This window comes from Luteibacter aegosomatissinici, assembly GCF_023078495.1.
Lineage (GTDB): Bacteria > Pseudomonadota > Gammaproteobacteria > Xanthomonadales > Rhodanobacteraceae > Luteibacter > Luteibacter aegosomatissinici.
Genome location: NZ_CP095742.1, coordinates 1,807,663 through 1,824,316, shown reverse-complemented (window position 1 = coordinate 1,824,316; position 16,654 = coordinate 1,807,663). Strand labels below are relative to the sequence as shown.

General features: G+C 63.0%; 15 protein-coding genes, 1 tRNA gene and 1 riboswitch. Of the genes, 9 read left to right on the top strand and 7 right to left on the bottom strand.

What is annotated here, in order from left to right:
- Positions 1-220: 220 nt before the first annotated feature.
- From L2Y97_RS08225 to rnr, 3 genes are read right to left on the bottom strand one after another with little or no spacing between them, the layout of a single operon-like run.
- Positions 221-493 carry a CBU_0592 family membrane protein gene (locus L2Y97_RS08225; protein WP_247435273.1) on the bottom strand — a complete coding sequence of 91 codons (273 nt, stop codon included), beginning with the start codon at positions 491-493 and terminating at the stop codon, positions 221-223.
- Positions 490-1,236 carry a 23S rRNA (guanosine(2251)-2'-O)-methyltransferase RlmB gene (gene rlmB, locus L2Y97_RS08220; RefSeq protein WP_247435272.1) on the bottom strand — a complete coding sequence of 249 codons (747 nt, stop codon included), beginning with the start codon at positions 1,234-1,236 and terminating at the stop codon, positions 490-492. Before rlmB ends, L2Y97_RS08225 begins: the two co-directional genes overlap by 4 nt.
- Before the next feature lie 3 nt (positions 1,237-1,239).
- Complete coding sequence (rnr, locus tag L2Y97_RS08215; protein ID WP_425492833.1) at positions 1,240-4,179, bottom strand: ribonuclease R; 2,940 nt, start codon at positions 4,177-4,179, stop codon at positions 1,240-1,242.
- Positions 4,180-4,304: 125 nt separating this feature from the next.
- Between rnr and L2Y97_RS08210 the strand changes: the two genes are divergently transcribed.
- The 4 genes from L2Y97_RS08210 to L2Y97_RS08195 all read left to right on the top strand — a co-directional run bounded on the left by L2Y97_RS08210 (position 4,305) and on the right by L2Y97_RS08195 (position 5,980).
- Positions 4,305-4,389 (top strand) — tRNA-Leu (locus L2Y97_RS08210).
- Positions 4,390-4,450: 61 nt separating this feature from the next.
- The gene (locus L2Y97_RS08205) at positions 4,451-4,795 is read left to right on the top strand and encodes a hypothetical protein (RefSeq protein WP_247435269.1); all 345 of its coding nucleotides are present in this window, start codon (positions 4,451-4,453) and stop codon (positions 4,793-4,795) included.
- A 95-nt stretch (positions 4,796-4,890) separates the two neighbouring features.
- Positions 4,891-5,352, top strand: coding sequence for a hypothetical protein (locus tag L2Y97_RS08200; RefSeq protein ID WP_247435266.1), 462 nt, complete (start codon positions 4,891-4,893; stop codon positions 5,350-5,352).
- Between the two features lie 121 nt (positions 5,353-5,473).
- Positions 5,474-5,980, top strand: a complete 507-nt coding sequence (locus L2Y97_RS08195; protein ID WP_247435263.1) for a type II toxin-antitoxin system HigB family toxin — start codon at positions 5,474-5,476, stop codon at positions 5,978-5,980.
- A gap of 13 nt (positions 5,981-5,993) precedes the next feature.
- Here the strand turns inward: L2Y97_RS08195 and L2Y97_RS08190 are convergent, their stop codons facing one another.
- Genes L2Y97_RS08190 through L2Y97_RS08180 form a run of 3 tightly spaced genes read right to left on the bottom strand, consistent with a single transcriptional unit; the run spans position 5,994 to position 9,540 of the window.
- Positions 5,994-6,665, bottom strand: coding sequence for a Rossmann-fold NAD(P)-binding domain-containing protein (locus L2Y97_RS08190; RefSeq protein WP_247435260.1), 672 nt, complete (start codon positions 6,663-6,665; stop codon positions 5,994-5,996).
- A gap of 46 nt (positions 6,666-6,711) precedes the next feature.
- A complete protein-coding gene (locus L2Y97_RS08185; protein ID WP_247435258.1) occupies positions 6,712-7,542 on the bottom strand; it encodes a DUF4349 domain-containing protein in 831 nt (276 codons plus the stop codon).
- 39 nt (positions 7,543-7,581) lie between these two features.
- Entirely contained in the window at positions 7,582-9,540 is a 1,959-nt protein-coding gene (locus tag L2Y97_RS08180; protein ID WP_247435255.1) for a CocE/NonD family hydrolase, read from the bottom strand.
- Between the two features lie 156 nt (positions 9,541-9,696).
- On the opposite strand from L2Y97_RS08180, the gene L2Y97_RS08175 reads away from it, so the two are divergent.
- The 3 genes from L2Y97_RS08175 to L2Y97_RS08165 all read left to right on the top strand — a co-directional run bounded on the left by L2Y97_RS08175 (position 9,697) and on the right by L2Y97_RS08165 (position 11,833).
- Positions 9,697-10,554 (top strand): LysR substrate-binding domain-containing protein, encoded by an 858-nt coding sequence (locus L2Y97_RS08175; RefSeq protein WP_247435252.1) that lies wholly within the window; start codon positions 9,697-9,699, stop codon positions 10,552-10,554.
- A 16-nt stretch (positions 10,555-10,570) separates the two neighbouring features.
- Entirely contained in the window at positions 10,571-11,194 is a 624-nt protein-coding gene (locus L2Y97_RS08170) for a LysE family translocator (RefSeq protein WP_247435247.1), read from the top strand.
- Positions 11,195-11,305: 111 nt separating this feature from the next.
- The gene (locus L2Y97_RS08165) at positions 11,306-11,833 is read left to right on the top strand and encodes a type II toxin-antitoxin system HigB family toxin (RefSeq protein WP_247435243.1); all 528 of its coding nucleotides are present in this window, start codon (positions 11,306-11,308) and stop codon (positions 11,831-11,833) included.
- 45 nt (positions 11,834-11,878) lie between these two features.
- Here L2Y97_RS08165 and L2Y97_RS08160 read toward each other — a convergent pair whose 3' ends face one another.
- Positions 11,879-12,445 carry a TetR/AcrR family transcriptional regulator gene (locus L2Y97_RS08160; RefSeq protein ID WP_247435240.1) on the bottom strand — a complete coding sequence of 189 codons (567 nt, stop codon included), beginning with the start codon at positions 12,443-12,445 and terminating at the stop codon, positions 11,879-11,881.
- Positions 12,446-12,594: 149 nt separating this feature from the next.
- Here L2Y97_RS08160 and L2Y97_RS08155 point away from each other — a divergent pair, with 149 nt between their 5' ends.
- Positions 12,595-13,326 carry an SDR family oxidoreductase gene (locus L2Y97_RS08155; protein WP_247435237.1) on the top strand — a complete coding sequence of 244 codons (732 nt, stop codon included), beginning with the start codon at positions 12,595-12,597 and terminating at the stop codon, positions 13,324-13,326.
- A gap of 276 nt (positions 13,327-13,602) precedes the next feature.
- A riboswitch (glycine riboswitch) is annotated at positions 13,603-13,696 on the top strand.
- Positions 13,697-13,737: 41 nt separating this feature from the next.
- Positions 13,738-16,605: an aminomethyl-transferring glycine dehydrogenase gene (gene gcvP / locus L2Y97_RS08150; RefSeq protein ID WP_247435234.1), complete on the top strand. Its 2,868-nt coding sequence runs from the start codon at positions 13,738-13,740 to the stop codon at positions 16,603-16,605.
- Positions 16,606-16,654: the final 49 nt, after the last annotated feature.

The following is a 16,654-nucleotide window of genomic DNA, read 5'->3' as shown; positions in this document are numbered from 1 at the left end:
CGGAGTCTTGTGCGCCACCGGGTCGTCCCGGCGCGGGAACCCGCATTGCGCAGGTTCGGAAGCAATTCTAGGCGAACCAGACTGACCGCCACGTAACCCACCGCCAGGTAGGAGCCCACCCTGTGGGCGACAGATTTTCGCGAACACGCCACGAATCCTGCGGCGATTTGGCGAAAGATGTCGCCCACAGGGTGGGCTCCTACACAGGGCGGTTGCGCCGTCAGGGGAGGATCTGCGCGGCCTTGCGCGTGCGCACGCCGCGCACGATGCCGTAAACGCTGATGAGGAACCAGGCCATCTCCTGCAGGAACGCGGAGAGGTTGAAGGTGCCGAAGATCAGCGACAGCAGGATGCCGAACGCGCCGACCAGGTTCATCACCTGGTACGGGTAACCCTGCCCTGAAAGCTTGTGTGCCTGGAGCAGGAAGAACGCGATGAGCACCAGCGCGACGCCGAACAGGCCGCACCAGTCATGCCAAAGCAAGCTACTCATTTCACACCTCGCTGGCGTAAGGCCTCGAACAACACGACGCCGGTGGCGACGGAGACGTTGAGGCTTTCCATGTTGCCCGGCATCGGGATCCTTGCCACGAAATCGCAGGTTTCACGCGTGAGATGGCGCATGCCATCACCTTCGCTGCCCAGCACGATGGCCACCGGGCCCTTGAAGTCGACCTGGTAGATCGACTGCTCGGTCTCGCCGGCCAGGCCGGTAATCCACACGCCGGCGTCCTTCATCGCGCGCAGCGCACGTGCCAGGTTGGTCACGGCCACCAGCGGCACCAGATCCGCACCACCTGCCGATGCGCGGCGCACGGTAGGCGTAAGGCCCACGGCGCGATCCTTAGGCACGACCACCGCGGTCACCTTCGCAGCCGCCGCGCTGCGCAGGCAGGCACCGAGGTTGTGCGGATCGGTCACGCCATCGAGCACCAGTACCAGGCAATCGGGGCCGGCCTTTTCCACCAGGCTTTCCAGATCGTTCTCGCCCAGCATCGGCGGCGTTTCATAGCGCGCCACGACACCCTGGTGGCGGGCCTCGCCACTCATCTTCTCGAGCTGATCCTTGCCCATGGTGCGTACCTGGATACCGCGCTTGCGCGCGATAGCCAGGATCTCGTTGATACGCGCATTCTTCGAGTTCTGCTCGACCAGCAACTCACGGACACGCTCCGGATCGTTGGCGAGCGCGCCTTCGACCGGGTTGATGCCAACAATCCACGTTTCTGTCGCCATGACTTACGGCTTGCCTTTATTCGTGCGCGGCGCGGCCTTCTTGGCCGCCACCTTCTTTACGGCGGCCTTTTTCGGGGCCACCTTCTTCACCGCCGCTTTGCTTGCGGCGACCTTCTTTGTCGCAGGCTTGTTTGATGAAGCAGTCTTCGTCGGTGCGTTCTTGGCCGACGGGTGGTTACCGGCCGCTTTCTTCGCCACAGCCGGCTTTGCAGCCGCAGGCTTCGTTGCCGCTGCCTTCTTCGCCACGGCCTTCTTCGCTGCAGGCTTCGCCGGCACTGCCGGTTTCGCCGCAGGAAGCGGCGGCAGCGTGGGGAGCGGATGATCGGCGACCACTGGCGGCTTGGCAACCATCGGCCGCTTCTTCGCCGTGGTGGGCTGCGCGGTAGCGACCGGCGCCTTCTTAGCCACTGCCGGCTTGGCCGCAGCGGGCCTGGTAGCCTGCGGTGGGGCGACGGGCAACGACCGGGCGACCTTCAGCTTCGTCGGCTCGGATGCCTTCACCGGCACCGCCTCGGTAGCAGGAACCTTCGGCGCAGGCTTCTTGCCCGCGAGCTTTTCGGCGACCTTCTTGACCACGCGACCCAGTGCCTTGCCCACCTCGGCCATGGTACCCACCGGCATGACCGGCGGTGGCGCTATAGCGGGCGGCGGCGCGACCTTGGGCAGGCTTTCAAGCCGCGCCTTCAGGCGGAAATCGATCTTGCGGTCTTCCATGCTCGCGCGCAGCACCTGCACGCTCACATAGTCACCCAGGCGGTATGCGGCACCCGTACGCTCACCTGCCAGAAGGTGACGGACCGGATCGAACTTGTAGTAGTCGTTCGGCAGCTGCGACACGTGCACCAGGCCGGAGACGCGCGATGCCGCAAGTTCCACGAACAGGCCGAACGACGTGACGCCGGTGATGGTGCCCGCGAACTCCTCGCCGACGTGCTTTTCCATCCAGGCGCATTTGAAGCGCTCATCCACATCGCGCTCGGCCTCTTCCGCACGGCGCTCGCGCTGCGAACAATGCACGGCCATCTTTTCCATCTGGCCTTCGGTGTACTCGTAATCCGCCGGCTTGCCCTTGGTCAGGGCATAGCGGATGGCACGGTGCACCAGCAGATCCGGATAACGACGGATGGGCGAGGTGAAGTGGGCGTACGCGTCCAGGGCCAAGCCGAAGTGGCCATCATTGGTCGGCAGGTACACCGCCATGCTCTGCGCGCGCAGCAGCACCGACTGGATCAGCTCGGCCTCGGGGCGGTCATGGACCTTCTTCAGCAGCGCGGAGAAATCCGCCGGGGTCACTTCATCATTCGGCGGCAGGCGCAGCTTGAACTCACGCAGGAACTGCAGCAGGTCTTCGTACTTCTCGACCGGCGGCGGCGCGTGCACGCGGTACAGTGCCGGGATCTTGCGCTTAGAGAGGAACTTCGCCGCCTGCACGTTCGCGGCGATCATGCACTCTTCGATCAGCTTGTGCGCATCGTTGCGGTCGGTGGCACCCATCGCGATCACATCGCCCGATGGCGTGAGGCGGAATTTGACTTCCGGCGTCTCAAAATCGATGGCACCGCGACGCTTGCGTGCCTTGGCCATGGCCTTGTACAGCTTGTGCAGGTTTTCCACCTGCGGCAATACGTCGGCGATTTCCTCGCGAACATCGGCATTGCGCTCGCCGACGGCCTGCCACACCTTGGTGTAGGTGAGGCGCGCGTGCGAGTACATCACGGCTTCATAGAACTTCGCGTGCTGGACCTCGCCCTCCGCATCCACCTCCATGTCGCAGACCATGCACAGGCGATCCACTTTCGGGTTCAGCGAGCAGATGCCGTTCGAGAGCGTCTCCGGCAGCATCGGGACGACGAAGCCGGGGAAGTAGGTCGAGGTGCTGCGCTCGTAGGCTTCCGCATCCAGCGGGGTGCCCACGGGGACATAGTGGGAGACATCGGCGATAGCCACGATCAGGCGGAAACCGCCGTGCTTCAGCGGCTCGGCATACACCGCATCGTCGAAGTCGCGGGCGTCCTCACCGTCGATGGTCACCAATGGAAGGTGGCGGATATCGACCTTGCCCTTGCGCTCGGCGGCAGTGACCTTCGGCTCCACCTCTTCGGCCTGGCGGACGACCTGAGGCGGCCACTCGTGCGGGAGGTCGTGGCTGGCGATGGCCATCTCGACCACCAGCGAGGGCTGCAGGCGCTCGCCCAGCACGGCACGGATGGTGCCCAGCGGGCCCCGATGCGGGGTCGGCGGCTCGGTGATCTCCACGACCACGATCTCGCCCGAGCGGGCGCCGGCGTCACGGCCCGCCGGGATCATGATGTTCTGGTGCAGGCGGCGGTCATCCGGTTCGACCAGGGTCACGCCGTTTTCGACCACGACCCGGCCAACCAGGCGCGGCGAGCGGCGCTCGAGCACTTCCACGATGGCGCCCTGGCGGCGGCCTCGGCGGTCGATGCCAACCACGCTGGCGAGTACGCGATCGCCATGCAGCACGCTGCGCATCTGCGACGGCGAGAGATACAGGTCATCGCCACCCTCGTCCGGGCGCAAGAAGCCGTAGCCCTCGGCATTCGCAATGACGCGGCCAGGGATCAGGCTGAGCTTCTGGGCCGGTGCGTAGGCGTTGCGGCGGTTACGCAGCAGCTGGCCATCGCGGACCATCGCGCCCAGGCGCTTGTCCAGGGCGTTGATCTGGTCATCGGTGAACAGGCGGAGGCCGCGGGCGATGTCCTCGGCGGACATGATCTCGCCCCGCTCCTCCATCATGGCCAGGATGGCTTCGCGGCTGGGGATGGGGTTCTCGTAGCGCTGCGCTTCGCGCGCGGCGTGCGGGTCGGCTACCGCCGGCCCGGGGATGCGGTCACGGTATTTGGCCAGCGCCTTGCCGGGGCGGCTGGCTTTCGGCTTACGGGGCCCCTTGCGGGCACCGGAACCTTTGTTTTTCTTCGTCACGTAGGGACCTTGGAAGGGGGAAGTGAAATATTCGAACTTCCGTTTTGAAAAATCGTTGACAAGTGTACTCGACCTGCCTAATCTACGCGGCTCACGGGGCAGCAACTGCTGCTACCGGGACACCTGCCCAGGTGGCGGAATTGGTAGACGCACTAGTTTCAGGTACTAGCGGGTAAAACCGTGGAGGTTCGAGTCCTCTCTTGGGCACCAATTATAAGACAAAGCCTCGCAGCGATGCGGGGCTTTGTTTTTTCCGGGGTTCGATAGCGATATGACCAGCGATCCGAGTCCCTCCTCCGCCGACCTTTCGTTGGAAGCCGCCGCCCTGCTCGCCCAGGCCGTCGAAGCACGTGCCGCGATGGACCGCGCCGCACGCGACACCACGACGGCCGCCGATGAACTCCGCCGCTACGCCAAGTTCTCCAAACCCGGCCAGCCCTCAGCGCACATCGTGCAACTCCGGCAACGCCAGGCCACCGCACGCATCGATTCAGCGCGCGCGAAACAGGCATTCCTGAAAGCCTCCCAGGCCTTCGTCCACGCCGCCGGCCTGACCGTGCCACCCCGCACCACTCTCGACGCGTTCATGCAGCCCTGGCTGGCAAAGCCCCGGTAGGAGCGCGCTTGCGCGCGATGCGCTTTGCGGGTGAGCCTCGAGCATGCCCTAATGCCACCCGGACGGGCGACACGACAACCTCAAGGAGCAAGCGCATGGATATTCCAAGCAGCATGGCCGCCGAACTTCAGGCCTGGAACGGGGGCGAAGGCATTGATCTCGCAGCCTGGATTGGATGTGAAGGGCGCTTCTCGCTCGCAGTAGGTTACCTGACAGTCTTCTGGCCTGATTTCGACCTGCTTGATGACCATATCGTTCGAGCTCGAACCACCCTCGATTCGTTGCGGGGCTTTCAGCTCCGCCAAGGCAGTACGCGGCAATCCGTGGAAACCGTGCTGAACCATCTGCATCTGACCGACATCCAGCACCTCGGCTGCCCAGACGCATCTGCGGACAAACTGCTTGCCCTTGGCACAAAACTCAAGGAAATATACGAAGCGAAGCTCGCGTGGCAATTCCCTGATCGGCCATGCATCGTCAGCCTCTTAATCCCTGAGGACCAGAGCGATCTCAACGCATATCAGTTGACGTTCTGGCAAGCCACAAGCGAAACGTAGAGTACCGTCCGCGGATCACCTACGAGGTATCAGCGCGCGCCTACTCGGATACGCGGCATGGACCGCTTCAAAGCTAAGCGCATCGAAGGGACCATTCCGTATCTAACGATTTACGGAATGCATGATGCGGGTCATCTGTAACCGCGTACTCAGACAATTCGGACAAAGCTATCCCGATGCGGACAATTCGCTCCAGCACTGGAGACGGCAGGTGGAATCACGAGACTACCTAAGCTTCGCCGATCTCCGCTCCGCATTTGGCAGCGTCGATCTCGTTGGAGATCGCATGATTTTCGATATCCGCGGTAACCGATATCGCCTTATCACATACATGGATCTCATCCGTCAGGTCTGTTTCGTCAAAGATTTTCTGACGCATGACCAATACGACAGAGGAAAGTGGATGAAAGCAAAGACAGTGAAGGAAGACGGCGGCTTTTTCTGGACAACACCCCACCATCCACGCGCAGCTTTTGAGCTCAACACACCCGACGACTATGACGTGGCAGTTTTAGCGATCGACAAACTTGTTAATGATGGCGCGATCAACCATCAACATCCGCATAATGACCTTTTCATGAGCCTCTTCGATGCGATCCATGCGTACGAGAAAGTTCATTACCCTTAGTCGGCCCAAGGGTTCATTTTCGCGAACTTCGGCGCATATCCCCATTTTCCAGATAGACGACGCCGTGACTAGCATCGCTACTCGCAAACTCTGCGACAAAGGCGCGGCCAATATCGTCCTGCTCGATCACGCCAAACCGCCCGGGCACCAGGCGACCGAGCCACGCAACATAGCCCGGCGTATGGGCATTACCCGCAATGATCCCCGGCTGGAAGATGGCCAGCCGCTTGAAGCCGACGGCCTCGACGGTGGCCTCCTTCAACCCCATCACCCGCACATACCGAAAGCGACTCTTGGCCGTGCTCCCCACGGCCGAGAGCAACGCGAAGCGCTCTATTCCGCCCGCGTGACACCCACGTGCGAAAGCACCCACCACGCCCACTTCAAGGGCCTTGAGCTCATCTTCTGACCATTTCATGCTGCCAGCGCCAACGCCAACACATGAAGCTCCATAGACGGGCTCCCCCTGCGCAACCAGCTCTCGAGCAATTCGCCCGATCTCCGCCTCGAAGTCAGAGGAACCCGTATCCAGGACGACCTCGCGGACACGGGGATCAGCGAACGCCATGGCTTGCCGTCGATTAATCAATACGACTTCAACGCAAGCGGCATTCGTTACCAGGGCGCGCACGACCGCAGCGCCAACCTGCCCTGTGCCGCCAATGATCACTACGCGAAACGCCATGGGAACCTCCCGCATCGGGATTAGCCTGAAGTCTGGATGAGTCTAGTCACTTCCGCCAGCGGCGAGTGACCTTCCGCCAGGCTAACCACCAGAGCCATGCCAGTGGGAAAGCGAGGATGAGGTAGGGCAAGCCTTCGGCTAGCGCAGCCAGTGCATCGGCCGTGCCGTCGAGCGCGCTGTCGACCATCGCGGGCCCGATATCGCCAAACTCCCGGCGACTAGCGCGCGCATGTGGATCGTTAAATGAGATTCGCAGCAGGTTGGTGTCCAGCCTGTGGTGCTGGTCGGTGGCGGCATTGTCGAGAACGCGGCGCTTCTCGGCCACGGCGGCCTGTTCTTTGCTGACGGCGATAAGGTCCGTGACCGAGAGATCCTTGCGCGCCACTATGTCGTCCAGCCGCTTCGCATAGGCGTCAAGTTGGTCACGGTCACGCTGTGTTTCATGAACGGCATCACTAATGTCCTCGGCCGTCGTCATGCGCGACGCCACCTTGCCGCCCGCCCCTGCCATCTCCGCCAGCGGTTGAACACCTTCCGGCACAATGCGCACGGTGATCGAACCACCCGTGCTCGACTGATCCACGTTGAGCAGATTGCACGCGCCATGGGAACTGCTGGTGCAGGCCTTTCGGATGGCATCAATGCGCGTCGGAATGTCGGCGATGGGGAGGTCGACGCTCATGCTGTGCGAGTAAGCGAGCATCGCCTCGGCCGTCGACTTCTGGCCCGGCATCGGGGCAGGAAGGCCGGCGGTGGTCTTTTTCGAGCAGCCAGCCATACCGACCGCGAGCGCAGCGGCGAGGATAATCCAACGTTTCATTCCCTGATCCCCTGTGGACTGGGGCGAACCATGGCACGAGACCGCGCCCAATGCCATGGGCCTCCCGTCGAAACGGGAAGCCCCGATACCAAGGGTTCAGTTACTGATTACCGGCAACCACACCGCGCTCGGCTGACTATCCGACCGCAGCACCGAGATGGTTGCGGCCCGATAATCGGTGGCCTTCGCATTGAAGATATTGGGTACGAAGGTCTGCGGGTTACGGTCGTACAGCGGGAACAGCGTGGATTGCACCTGCACCATGATCCGGTGCCCGGGCTGGAAGACGTGGTTCACGTTGGGCAGGTCGAACTTGTAGGTCTGCGGGGTGTTGGCTGGGATCGCACTCGGGTGCTCGAAGCTCTCGCGGTAGCGGCCGCGAAAGATGTCCATGGCAATCGCCATCTGGTAGCCGCCCATGGCTGGATCGCTCGGCACCGATGAGGGGTAAACATCGATGAGCTTGATGACGAAATCCCCATCCGTGCCTGTGGTCATGGCCTTAAGGTCGGCCACGGGGATGCCCTGCACACGTACCGGCTCGGTAAGTACGGGCGTCTGATAGGTCAGCACATCGCTGCGGCCATCGACAAAGCGCTGGTCGTGCACCAGCCATGTGCTCCATGGGAGATACCCGGCATAGGTCGAGCCGTAGCCGAAGAAGGGGTCGAGTACGGGGCGTGGCAGGAAAGGAACGGGCTTTGCCGGATCGCTGACGTACGTGTCGGCGCCCTGCCCATCCGCAGGCTTTGTAAAGGACAGGCTTGCCCCTGTAGCCAGGTAAAGTGGCTTCAGCCCGACACCACAGCCCTGCGCACACGCCGTCGGCCAATCGTTGAACGCCTCCCAGTGGTCGTCGCCCGTGTTGTAGATGTTCACCTTTGCCAGCTTGGCCGGCTTGCCGTCACGCAGGTACTGCTCGAAGAACGGCATGACCATCTGCCGGTTGTACTGGCGGGCGGTATCGCCCTCCCACTTGAACGCGCCGACCGCGTAACCCTTGCCGTTGACCTGGCTGTGCGACCACGGCCCCATGACCAACCAGTTGTTTGCCGAATGGCCTGCTGCTTTCAGTGCAAGCCAGGCGTGGTTCGCGCCCCACATGTCTTCTTGATCGAACAGGCCCTGCTCCCAGATGGTCGGCACACTTGAAGGTTTTGCAGCCAGGCGCCGGGCCAGATCCTGCTCCTGCCAGAACGCATCATAGGCCGGGTGGGCCATTTCCCGGGCGATGAACGGGAGCTTGTCCAGCCCACGGCTGCGGATGTAATCGCCGGCGGAGCCCGCGCTCAAGTATTCCTCGTACTTGTCGTAGATATCCGTCGGCGTGACCGCGCCCTCGCCCTTCTGCACCGTCTGCATGTGCACGTAGCCAAGCATCATCTGGCGGAAGGCGCCGTAGTGAAACCAGTCGTCGCCCATGTAGGTATCGACCATCGGGCTCTCGGGCACCGCGGCCTTCAGGGCGGGATGGGGATCGAGCAACGCCATCACGACCGTAAGACCCTCATACGACGATCCGATCATGCCCACGCGACCGTTCGACTCGGGCACGTGCTTCACGAGCCAGTCGATCGTGTCCCAGCCATCGGTCGTCTCGTCGGTCTTGGTAGGGTTCAACGGCCCGCGAGGCGGGTACATCATGACGTATTTGCCGTCCGAGCCGTATTTCCCGCGGACATCCTGGTAGACGCGGATGTATTTCGCCTCGACAAACGCGGCATCGGGTGGCGGCAACGCCGTGGCCAGCGTGGTGGCCTTAGGATTCCCGGCGCGCTCGGCGGCGTTGTAGGGGGTGCGGGTAAGAACAATGGGCGCATCGTGTGCGCCCTTCGGAATCATGATGACCGTATACAGCTTCGTCCCGTCACGCATGGGAATCATGGCTTCACGACGTGTGAAATCCTGCCCACCCGGAATGACGTCCTCGAATTTCTCCGGGATATCGTTCTTGCTGTATAGCGACGTGTCTTGCGCATGGGCCAGCGGTATGGCGGCCAGCATGGCCAGGCCAAGGGAAGCTGCGAGCAGGCTGCGCTTTGCCGAATTTGGCATGGTCTGTCCTTTCATCATGAGTATCCCCCGAGTCGCAACGATCTTAATCACGGCTTGTTGGCCACTGGCAGCAAATAGTTCTAATGCGTGCCATAAGCTTCTCTAACATCATCATGCAGGCATTGCATGCTGCGGCGCTTGTCGTAGCATGCCGTCATGACGCTCCGCCTGGACATCGCCCTGCTCCGCAACTTCGTCGCCATTGCCGATGCGGCGGCCATGTCTCGTGCGGCTGACCAGGTCGGGCGTACGCAAGCGGCGCTCAGCCAGCAGATCAAGAAACTGGAAGAGGCGATCGGCCAGCCGTTGATGAACCGCACCGGCCGAGGCATTGCCCTTACCGTGCATGGCGAACGCTTGCTCGCGCACGCACACAAGATTCTCCGTGCGCACGATGAAGCAGTCGCCGAACTGAGCGGCGCCAGTCTTTCGGGGCAAATTCGCTTTGGGTGCCCCGATGACTACGCGCGCATCTTTCTGCCTGAGTTGCTGGAGACGTTTGCGCGACAGCACCCACAGGTCTTCATCGAAGTGGTTTGCGCATCCACACCGCGGCTATTGGAACAGCTGAAGGAACAGGCGCTGGATATCGCCATCGTGTCCTTGCCCGATAGCCCCGAACGCGACCAGTTCCTGCGATGCGAGCCGTTCGTATGGGTAGCGGCCAGGGGCAGCGAAGCATGGCTACGCGATCCGTTGCAGCTGGCGCTGTCCGATCCCGATGCCCTCGACCATATTGCGGCGACATCAACGCTTGAGAAGGCCGGACGCCGATTCCGAATCGCGTACGCGAGCGGAAGCGTCGCGGGGCTAACCGCCGTGGTTCGCTCAGGACAGGCAATCACGGTCATGACATTGACAGGCGTGCCGCCGGATCTGCAGGTGCTTCCGCCCGCGAGTGGCCTGCCGATGCTTACTTCGGTCGGGATTTCAGTGCAGACAGCACGACGGAATCCATCGCGACTGGTCCATCTGTTCGATACCCACGTACGAGCCGTCCTCCCCACACTCTGAGTCGCAGCCCAGACACATGGACCTGCACACCTGCCTCCTGTTTGCCGGCGCCAGCGTGGTGCTTTTCCTCGTACCTGGGCCTGACATGCTGTTCTTGTTTGGCCGAACCATCGCTTACGGCCGTCGCGCGGGCATTTGGGCCGCGGTGGGTATCAACCTTGGCTCGTACGTGCACCTCTGCACTGCCATCACGGGCCTTTCGGCCCTCATCGTCACTTCGGCCACGGCATTCGCGGCCGTGAAGTACGCCGGGGCTACCTACCTGCTCTATCTCGGCTGGCAGGCATGGCGGTCGAAGAGCGGGTTAGCTATCTCCACCGGCCGTCCCGCGGCAAGCGCTGCCCAGCACGTATGGCAGGGCTTTCTCAATGATGTGCTCAATCCCAAGGTCGCCCTGTTTTATCTCGCACTGCTGCCACAATTCATCAGCACGACTGACCCACAATCCGTCCGACATCTCTTTCTGCTCGGGATGATCGCCAGCGGAATAGGCCTCGCGATGAGTCTGTCCTACGTCTTTCTCGCCGCCTGCCTGATCCGGGCACTACAACATCGGCCCGCGCTGGGGCGATGGATCAATCGCGCGGTAGGAACACTGTTCATCGGCCTTGGCATTCGCCTTGCGTCGGCGCGCCTTTAACGACGCTTACAAAGCTTCAGCCCACGCCTACGGACCGACGCGGCATTCACCGAAGGCACGCCTGATCGGCATCCCGGAAAATCACGCATCCCGAACTCATGGGAATCGGAGATGTTGCTCACGGGATCTCGAATCATCAGGCAATTCGTGCAACGGCACCCTGATGCCCGCCGCGCACTGGATGCCTGGGCTCGCCTCATCGAGGCCCATGAATTTCGAAACTTCGCCGAACTTCGGAATACGTTCGGCAGTGCCGATATCGTTGGTGAGCGGATCATTTTCGATATCCGCGGCAACCGCTACCGCCTCATCGCAGGCCTCATACATGCGACACAGACCTGCCACGTCCAATCCATTCTTACCCACGCGGAATACGACAGGAGACGCTGGATGAAACCTCACGCGGTAAAAGAAGTTGCACTTGCGGCCTGGCACGATCCCCACCCCGTTGTCGTACCACCTATCTTCAACGAAGCGGACTACGACATTGCACTGGATCTGATCGACGGCCTTATCAGTCGGGGTGCAGCGAACGATCTCCACCCCGAAAATGCGGCGCTCAGCCGGATCCTTCTCGCCATGTATGCCTACGAAAAGATTCACCACCCCTGGCCTGACCACGGCCAACATCTTGGCTAGCGGGATTCATCGACGCCGCTTAGGGGCCACGTGCGCCCACGAAGGTCAAACCGCGCGCGCCGTTGCCAACAGGTACGCCCGGCACATCACAGGTAGCTCGGCGCGGAGCATGGCAATAGCCTCGGGCGAGGCATCGGTCTCAAGGACGGCACGAACGGTTCCCGTCAGCATGGTACGCAGCGCAACCGTCGTTGTGCCGACATCCACGAAAACAGCATCGTGCGCACTGGCCAGCAGCCCAGCGATGATGGCTTCGCAGCGCTCGACGATGTCATCGATAAGGCGGGAGGTTTCAAGCTCGGCCGCCACCACGTAAAGCGCCCGCGAACCGGGCATCCGCCGCATCTTGGCCTCGATGTACGCACGGCTGAGGCCATCGGCCATGTCGGCCAGCTTCGCGCCGTGGAACCGCCGGGATGCGTCGTCCATCGCCAGCACCACATCCTCAAGGTAGTCCTCAAGTACCGCATACAGCAGCGCCTGCTTGTGCGGAAAGTACTGATACATCGTGCCTACGGAGACCCCTGCCCGTGCAGCCACCCGCGTCGTCGTCAAGCCGGCATAGCCGTCTGAAAGCAAAACCTGAATCGTTGCCTCGAAAATCGCCTCCACGGTGGCCGCTGATCGTGCCTGTCGTGGGGTTTTACGGGGCTTCAGGGCATCGGAAGGGGCTACGGGCATATGCGAATGTAAATCCGTGGCAAGGGTTCCCAGTTCAAGGGATGGGGCTACCCATCACGTATTCAACAAGGAACCTGAGCATGAGCGACGCCAAACGCATCACCCTTATCACCGGTGCCAACAAGGGCATCGGCTTTGAAGTCGCCCGCCAGTTGGGCAAGGCCGGGCACCGCGTTCTCCTCGGCGCACGCGACGCCGGCCGCGGGCAGGCAGCGGCCGATACCCTGCGTGGCGAGGGCCTGGACGTGCGATTCGTCCAGCTCGACCTGGGCGACACAGCCTCCCTCGCGAAGGCCGCCGCGGAGATCGGGGCCAACGAAGGCCACATCGATGTCCTCATCAACAATGCAGGCGTCGCCCTGGAAGGTGACGGCAACGTCAGTACGGCCAACCTGGATGCCGTGCGCCGCACCTTCGATACCAACTACTTCGGTACCATCGCAGCGACCCAGGCCCTGTTGCCGCTGGTGAAGAAATCCGGCGAAGGCCGCATCCTCAACGTCTCCAGCCGCCTGGGCTCCCTCACCTATAACGCCGATCCCAGCTGGGAGTACGCCGGGGTGAAGATGATCGGCTACAACGCCTCCAAGGCGGCATTGAACATGTCCAGCGTGATCCTGGCCGATGAGCTGAAGGACACCGGCATCAAGGTCCACGTCGTGTGCCCGGGGTATACGGCCACCGATCTGAACGGGAACAGCGGCCCGCAGACGGTCGAGGAAGGGGCCGAGGAAATTGTCCGGCTGGCGACGCAGGCCGATGCGGCGCCGAGTGGGTCGTTTACGGGGCGGGAAGGTCCGGCGCCCTGGTGAGGGTGGTTATGGCGGCCCGCGCGCACCCTTGTGGTGCCGTGGGTCGGCGCGAGGCTTGGGGCGCAACGGATCCGCCGGGCGCCTGATCGCGCGCAAGCGCGCTCCTACAAGGGGCGAAGCGCCTTTTGCAGGTATCCGATCGGGTGGGCCGCGAGGGGGTTAACGCGCGCGTGAAGGCTGTATAATGCCCGCCTTACCGTACGGTGGGAGAAGCGGATGGACCCGCTGCCGAAGGCGCAACGCCCGTAATCGCTCAGGCTTCCATACCACCGCGCGGAAAAACACTCTGGAGAGACCGGTTAGATCCGGCGCCGAAGGTGCAAGGGGTTACCGCCCCCAAACTCTCAGGCAAAAGGACAGAGGGGCGCCCCACGTGCCGGCACGGCACGTATTTACGGACGCCCCTACGCCATGAGCCAGACCCACTCCCCCTCGCTGCGCGACCTCGAGAACCACGGCGCGTTCATTGAACGCCATATCGGCCCGAATGACGCCGAGATCGCCGAGATGCTGACCGTGGTCGGCCACGGCTCGCTCGATGCACTGACCGATGCCATCGTCCCCGGTTCGATCAAGTCCCCCGCCCCGCTTGCGCTGCCCAAGGCCGTGACCGAGGAAGAAGCGCTGGCCAAGATCCGCGCGGTAGCCGACAAGAACCAGGTGTTCCGCAGCTTTATCGGCCAGGGCTACTACGGCACGCTCACCCCGAACGTCATCCTGCGCAACGTGCTCGAGAACCCGGCGTGGTACACGGCGTATACGCCGTACCAGGCCGAGATCTCGCAGGGCCGCATGGAAGCGCTGATCAACTTCCAGACCATGGTCACCGACCTGACCGGCATGGATATCTCCAACGCATCGCTGCTCGATGAGGCCACCGCGGCCGCCGAAGCGATGACGCTGGCCAAGCGCTCGGCCAAGTCGAAGTCAAAGGTGTTCTTCGTTTCGGAAGACGTGCACCCGCAGACCATCGAAGTGCTGCGCACCCGCGCCGACGGCGTCGACATCGAAGTGCACGTCGGCCCGGATGCGGAAGCCGGCAATGTCGATAGCTTCGGCGTGCTGCTGCAGTACCCGAATACCTTTGGCCGCATCAACGATTACAAGGCCCTCGCCGATGCGACGCACGCCCGTGGCGGCATCGTCTGCGTGGCCACCGATCTGCTCGCCCTCACCGTTATCGCCTCGCCGGGTAGTTGGGGCGCGGATATTGTCGTGGGCAACACGCAGCGCTTTGGCGTGCCGTTCGGCTTTGGCGGCCCGCATGCCGCGTACCTTGCCTGCCGTGACGCTTACAAGCGCTCCATGCCCGGTCGCCTGATCGGCGTGTCGGTGGATACCGAAGGCAAGCCGGCCTACCGCCTCACCCTGCAAACCCGCGAGCAGCATATCCGCCGCGAGAAGGCCACCTCGAACATCTGTACCGCGCAGGTGCTGCTCGCCGTCATGGCCAGCATGTACGCCGTGTACCACGGCCCGGAAGGCCTGGTGCGCATTGCGCGCCGCGTGCATCGCATGGCGACCATCCTCACCGTCGCGCTGCGTCGTGCCGGCGTGGCTGTCGGCAACGATTTCTTCGATACGCTGCACATTACCGGTGTCGATGCCAAGGCACTCCACGCCCAGGCGGCCGCTGCCAGCATCAACCTGCGTGCGATCGATGCCGCCAGCGTCGGCATCAGCCTCGATGAAACCACCACCCGCGCGGATCTTTCGGCGCTTGCCAGCGTGTTCGGCGCCACCATCGACATCGATGCGATCGACGCCGAAGTGCACGACGCCCTGCCGAAGGCTCTCCTCCGCAACACGGAATTCCTGCAGCACCCGGTGTTCAATACACACCACAGCGAGCACGAACTACTGCGTTACCTGCGTGGCCTGGCCGACAAGGACCTGGCGCTGGACCGCACGATGATCCCGCTGGGCTCGTGCACCATGAAGCTCAATGCCACTGCCGAGATGATCCCGGTGACGTGGCCGGAGTTCGCCAACATCCACCCGCTGGCCCCGGCCGACCAGGCCAAGGGCTACAAGCAGCTCATCGACGAGCTGGAAGCCATGCTGGTGGAATGCACCGGCTACGACTCCGTCAGCCTTCAGCCGAACTCCGGCGCCCAGGGTGAGTACGCCGGCCTGCTCGCCATCCGTGCCTACCACCGTTCGCGCAACGAGGGCCACCGCGATATCTGCCTTATCCCGGAATCGGCGCACGGCACCAACCCCGCGTCTGCGCAGATGTGCGGCATGCAGGTGGTGGTCACCCGTTGTGATGCGAACGGCAACGTCGATGTGGAACACATCCGCGAGATGGCCGAGAAGTACTCGGACCGCCTGGCCGCCATCATGATCACCTACCCCTCCACGCACGGCGTGTTCGAGGAAGACGTGGTTGCCATCTGCGATATCGTGCACAAGCACGGTGGCCAGGTGTACACCGATGGCGCCAACATGAACGCTCTCGTCGGCGTGGCCAAGCCCGGCAAGTGGGGTTCGGACGTCTCGCACCTTAACCTGCACAAGACCTTCTGCATTCCGCACGGCGGTGGTGGCCCGGGCGTCGGCCCGTGCGCGGTCAAGCCGCACCTGGCCCCGTTCCTGCCGCGCGCGTTCGGTGGCGAGGGTGAGGTAGGCATGGTCAGCGCCGCGACCTTCGGTTCGGCCTCGATCCTGCCGATCTCGTGGATGTACATCACGCTGATGGGCACGGAAGGCCTGCGCAAGGCCACCCAGGTCGCCCTGCTCAACGCCAACTACATCGCCAAGCGCCTCGCCCCGCACTTCAAGACGCTGTACACCGGCCGTAACGGCCTGGTGGCCCACGAGTGCATCCTCGACCTGCGCCCACTGAAGGACGCCACGGGCATCGGTGCGGAAGACGTGGCCAAGCGCCTCATCGACTTCGGCTTTCACGCCCCGACGCTGTCGTTCCCGGTGGCCGGCACGCTCATGGTCGAGCCGACCGAAAGCGAATCGCAGCATGAGCTGGATCGTTTCATCGACGCCATGATCCAGATCCGCGACGAAATCCGCGCCGTGGAAGATGGCCGCCTGGACCGCGAGGACAACCCGCTGCGCAACGCCCCACACACTGCGACCATGGTGACGGGCAGCGAGTGGACGCACGCCTACCCGCGTGAGCTCGCGGCCTTCCCGCTGCCGTCGCTGAAGCTGAGCAAGTACTGGCCGCCGGTCTCCCGCGTGGACAACGTGTTCGGCGACAAGAACGTGATGTGCGCGTGCATCCCGGTCGATGCCTATAAGGAAGACGTGGAGGCCTGAACCACCTCCGGGCTCTCGCGCCCCCTGTAGGAGCCCACCCTGTGGGCGA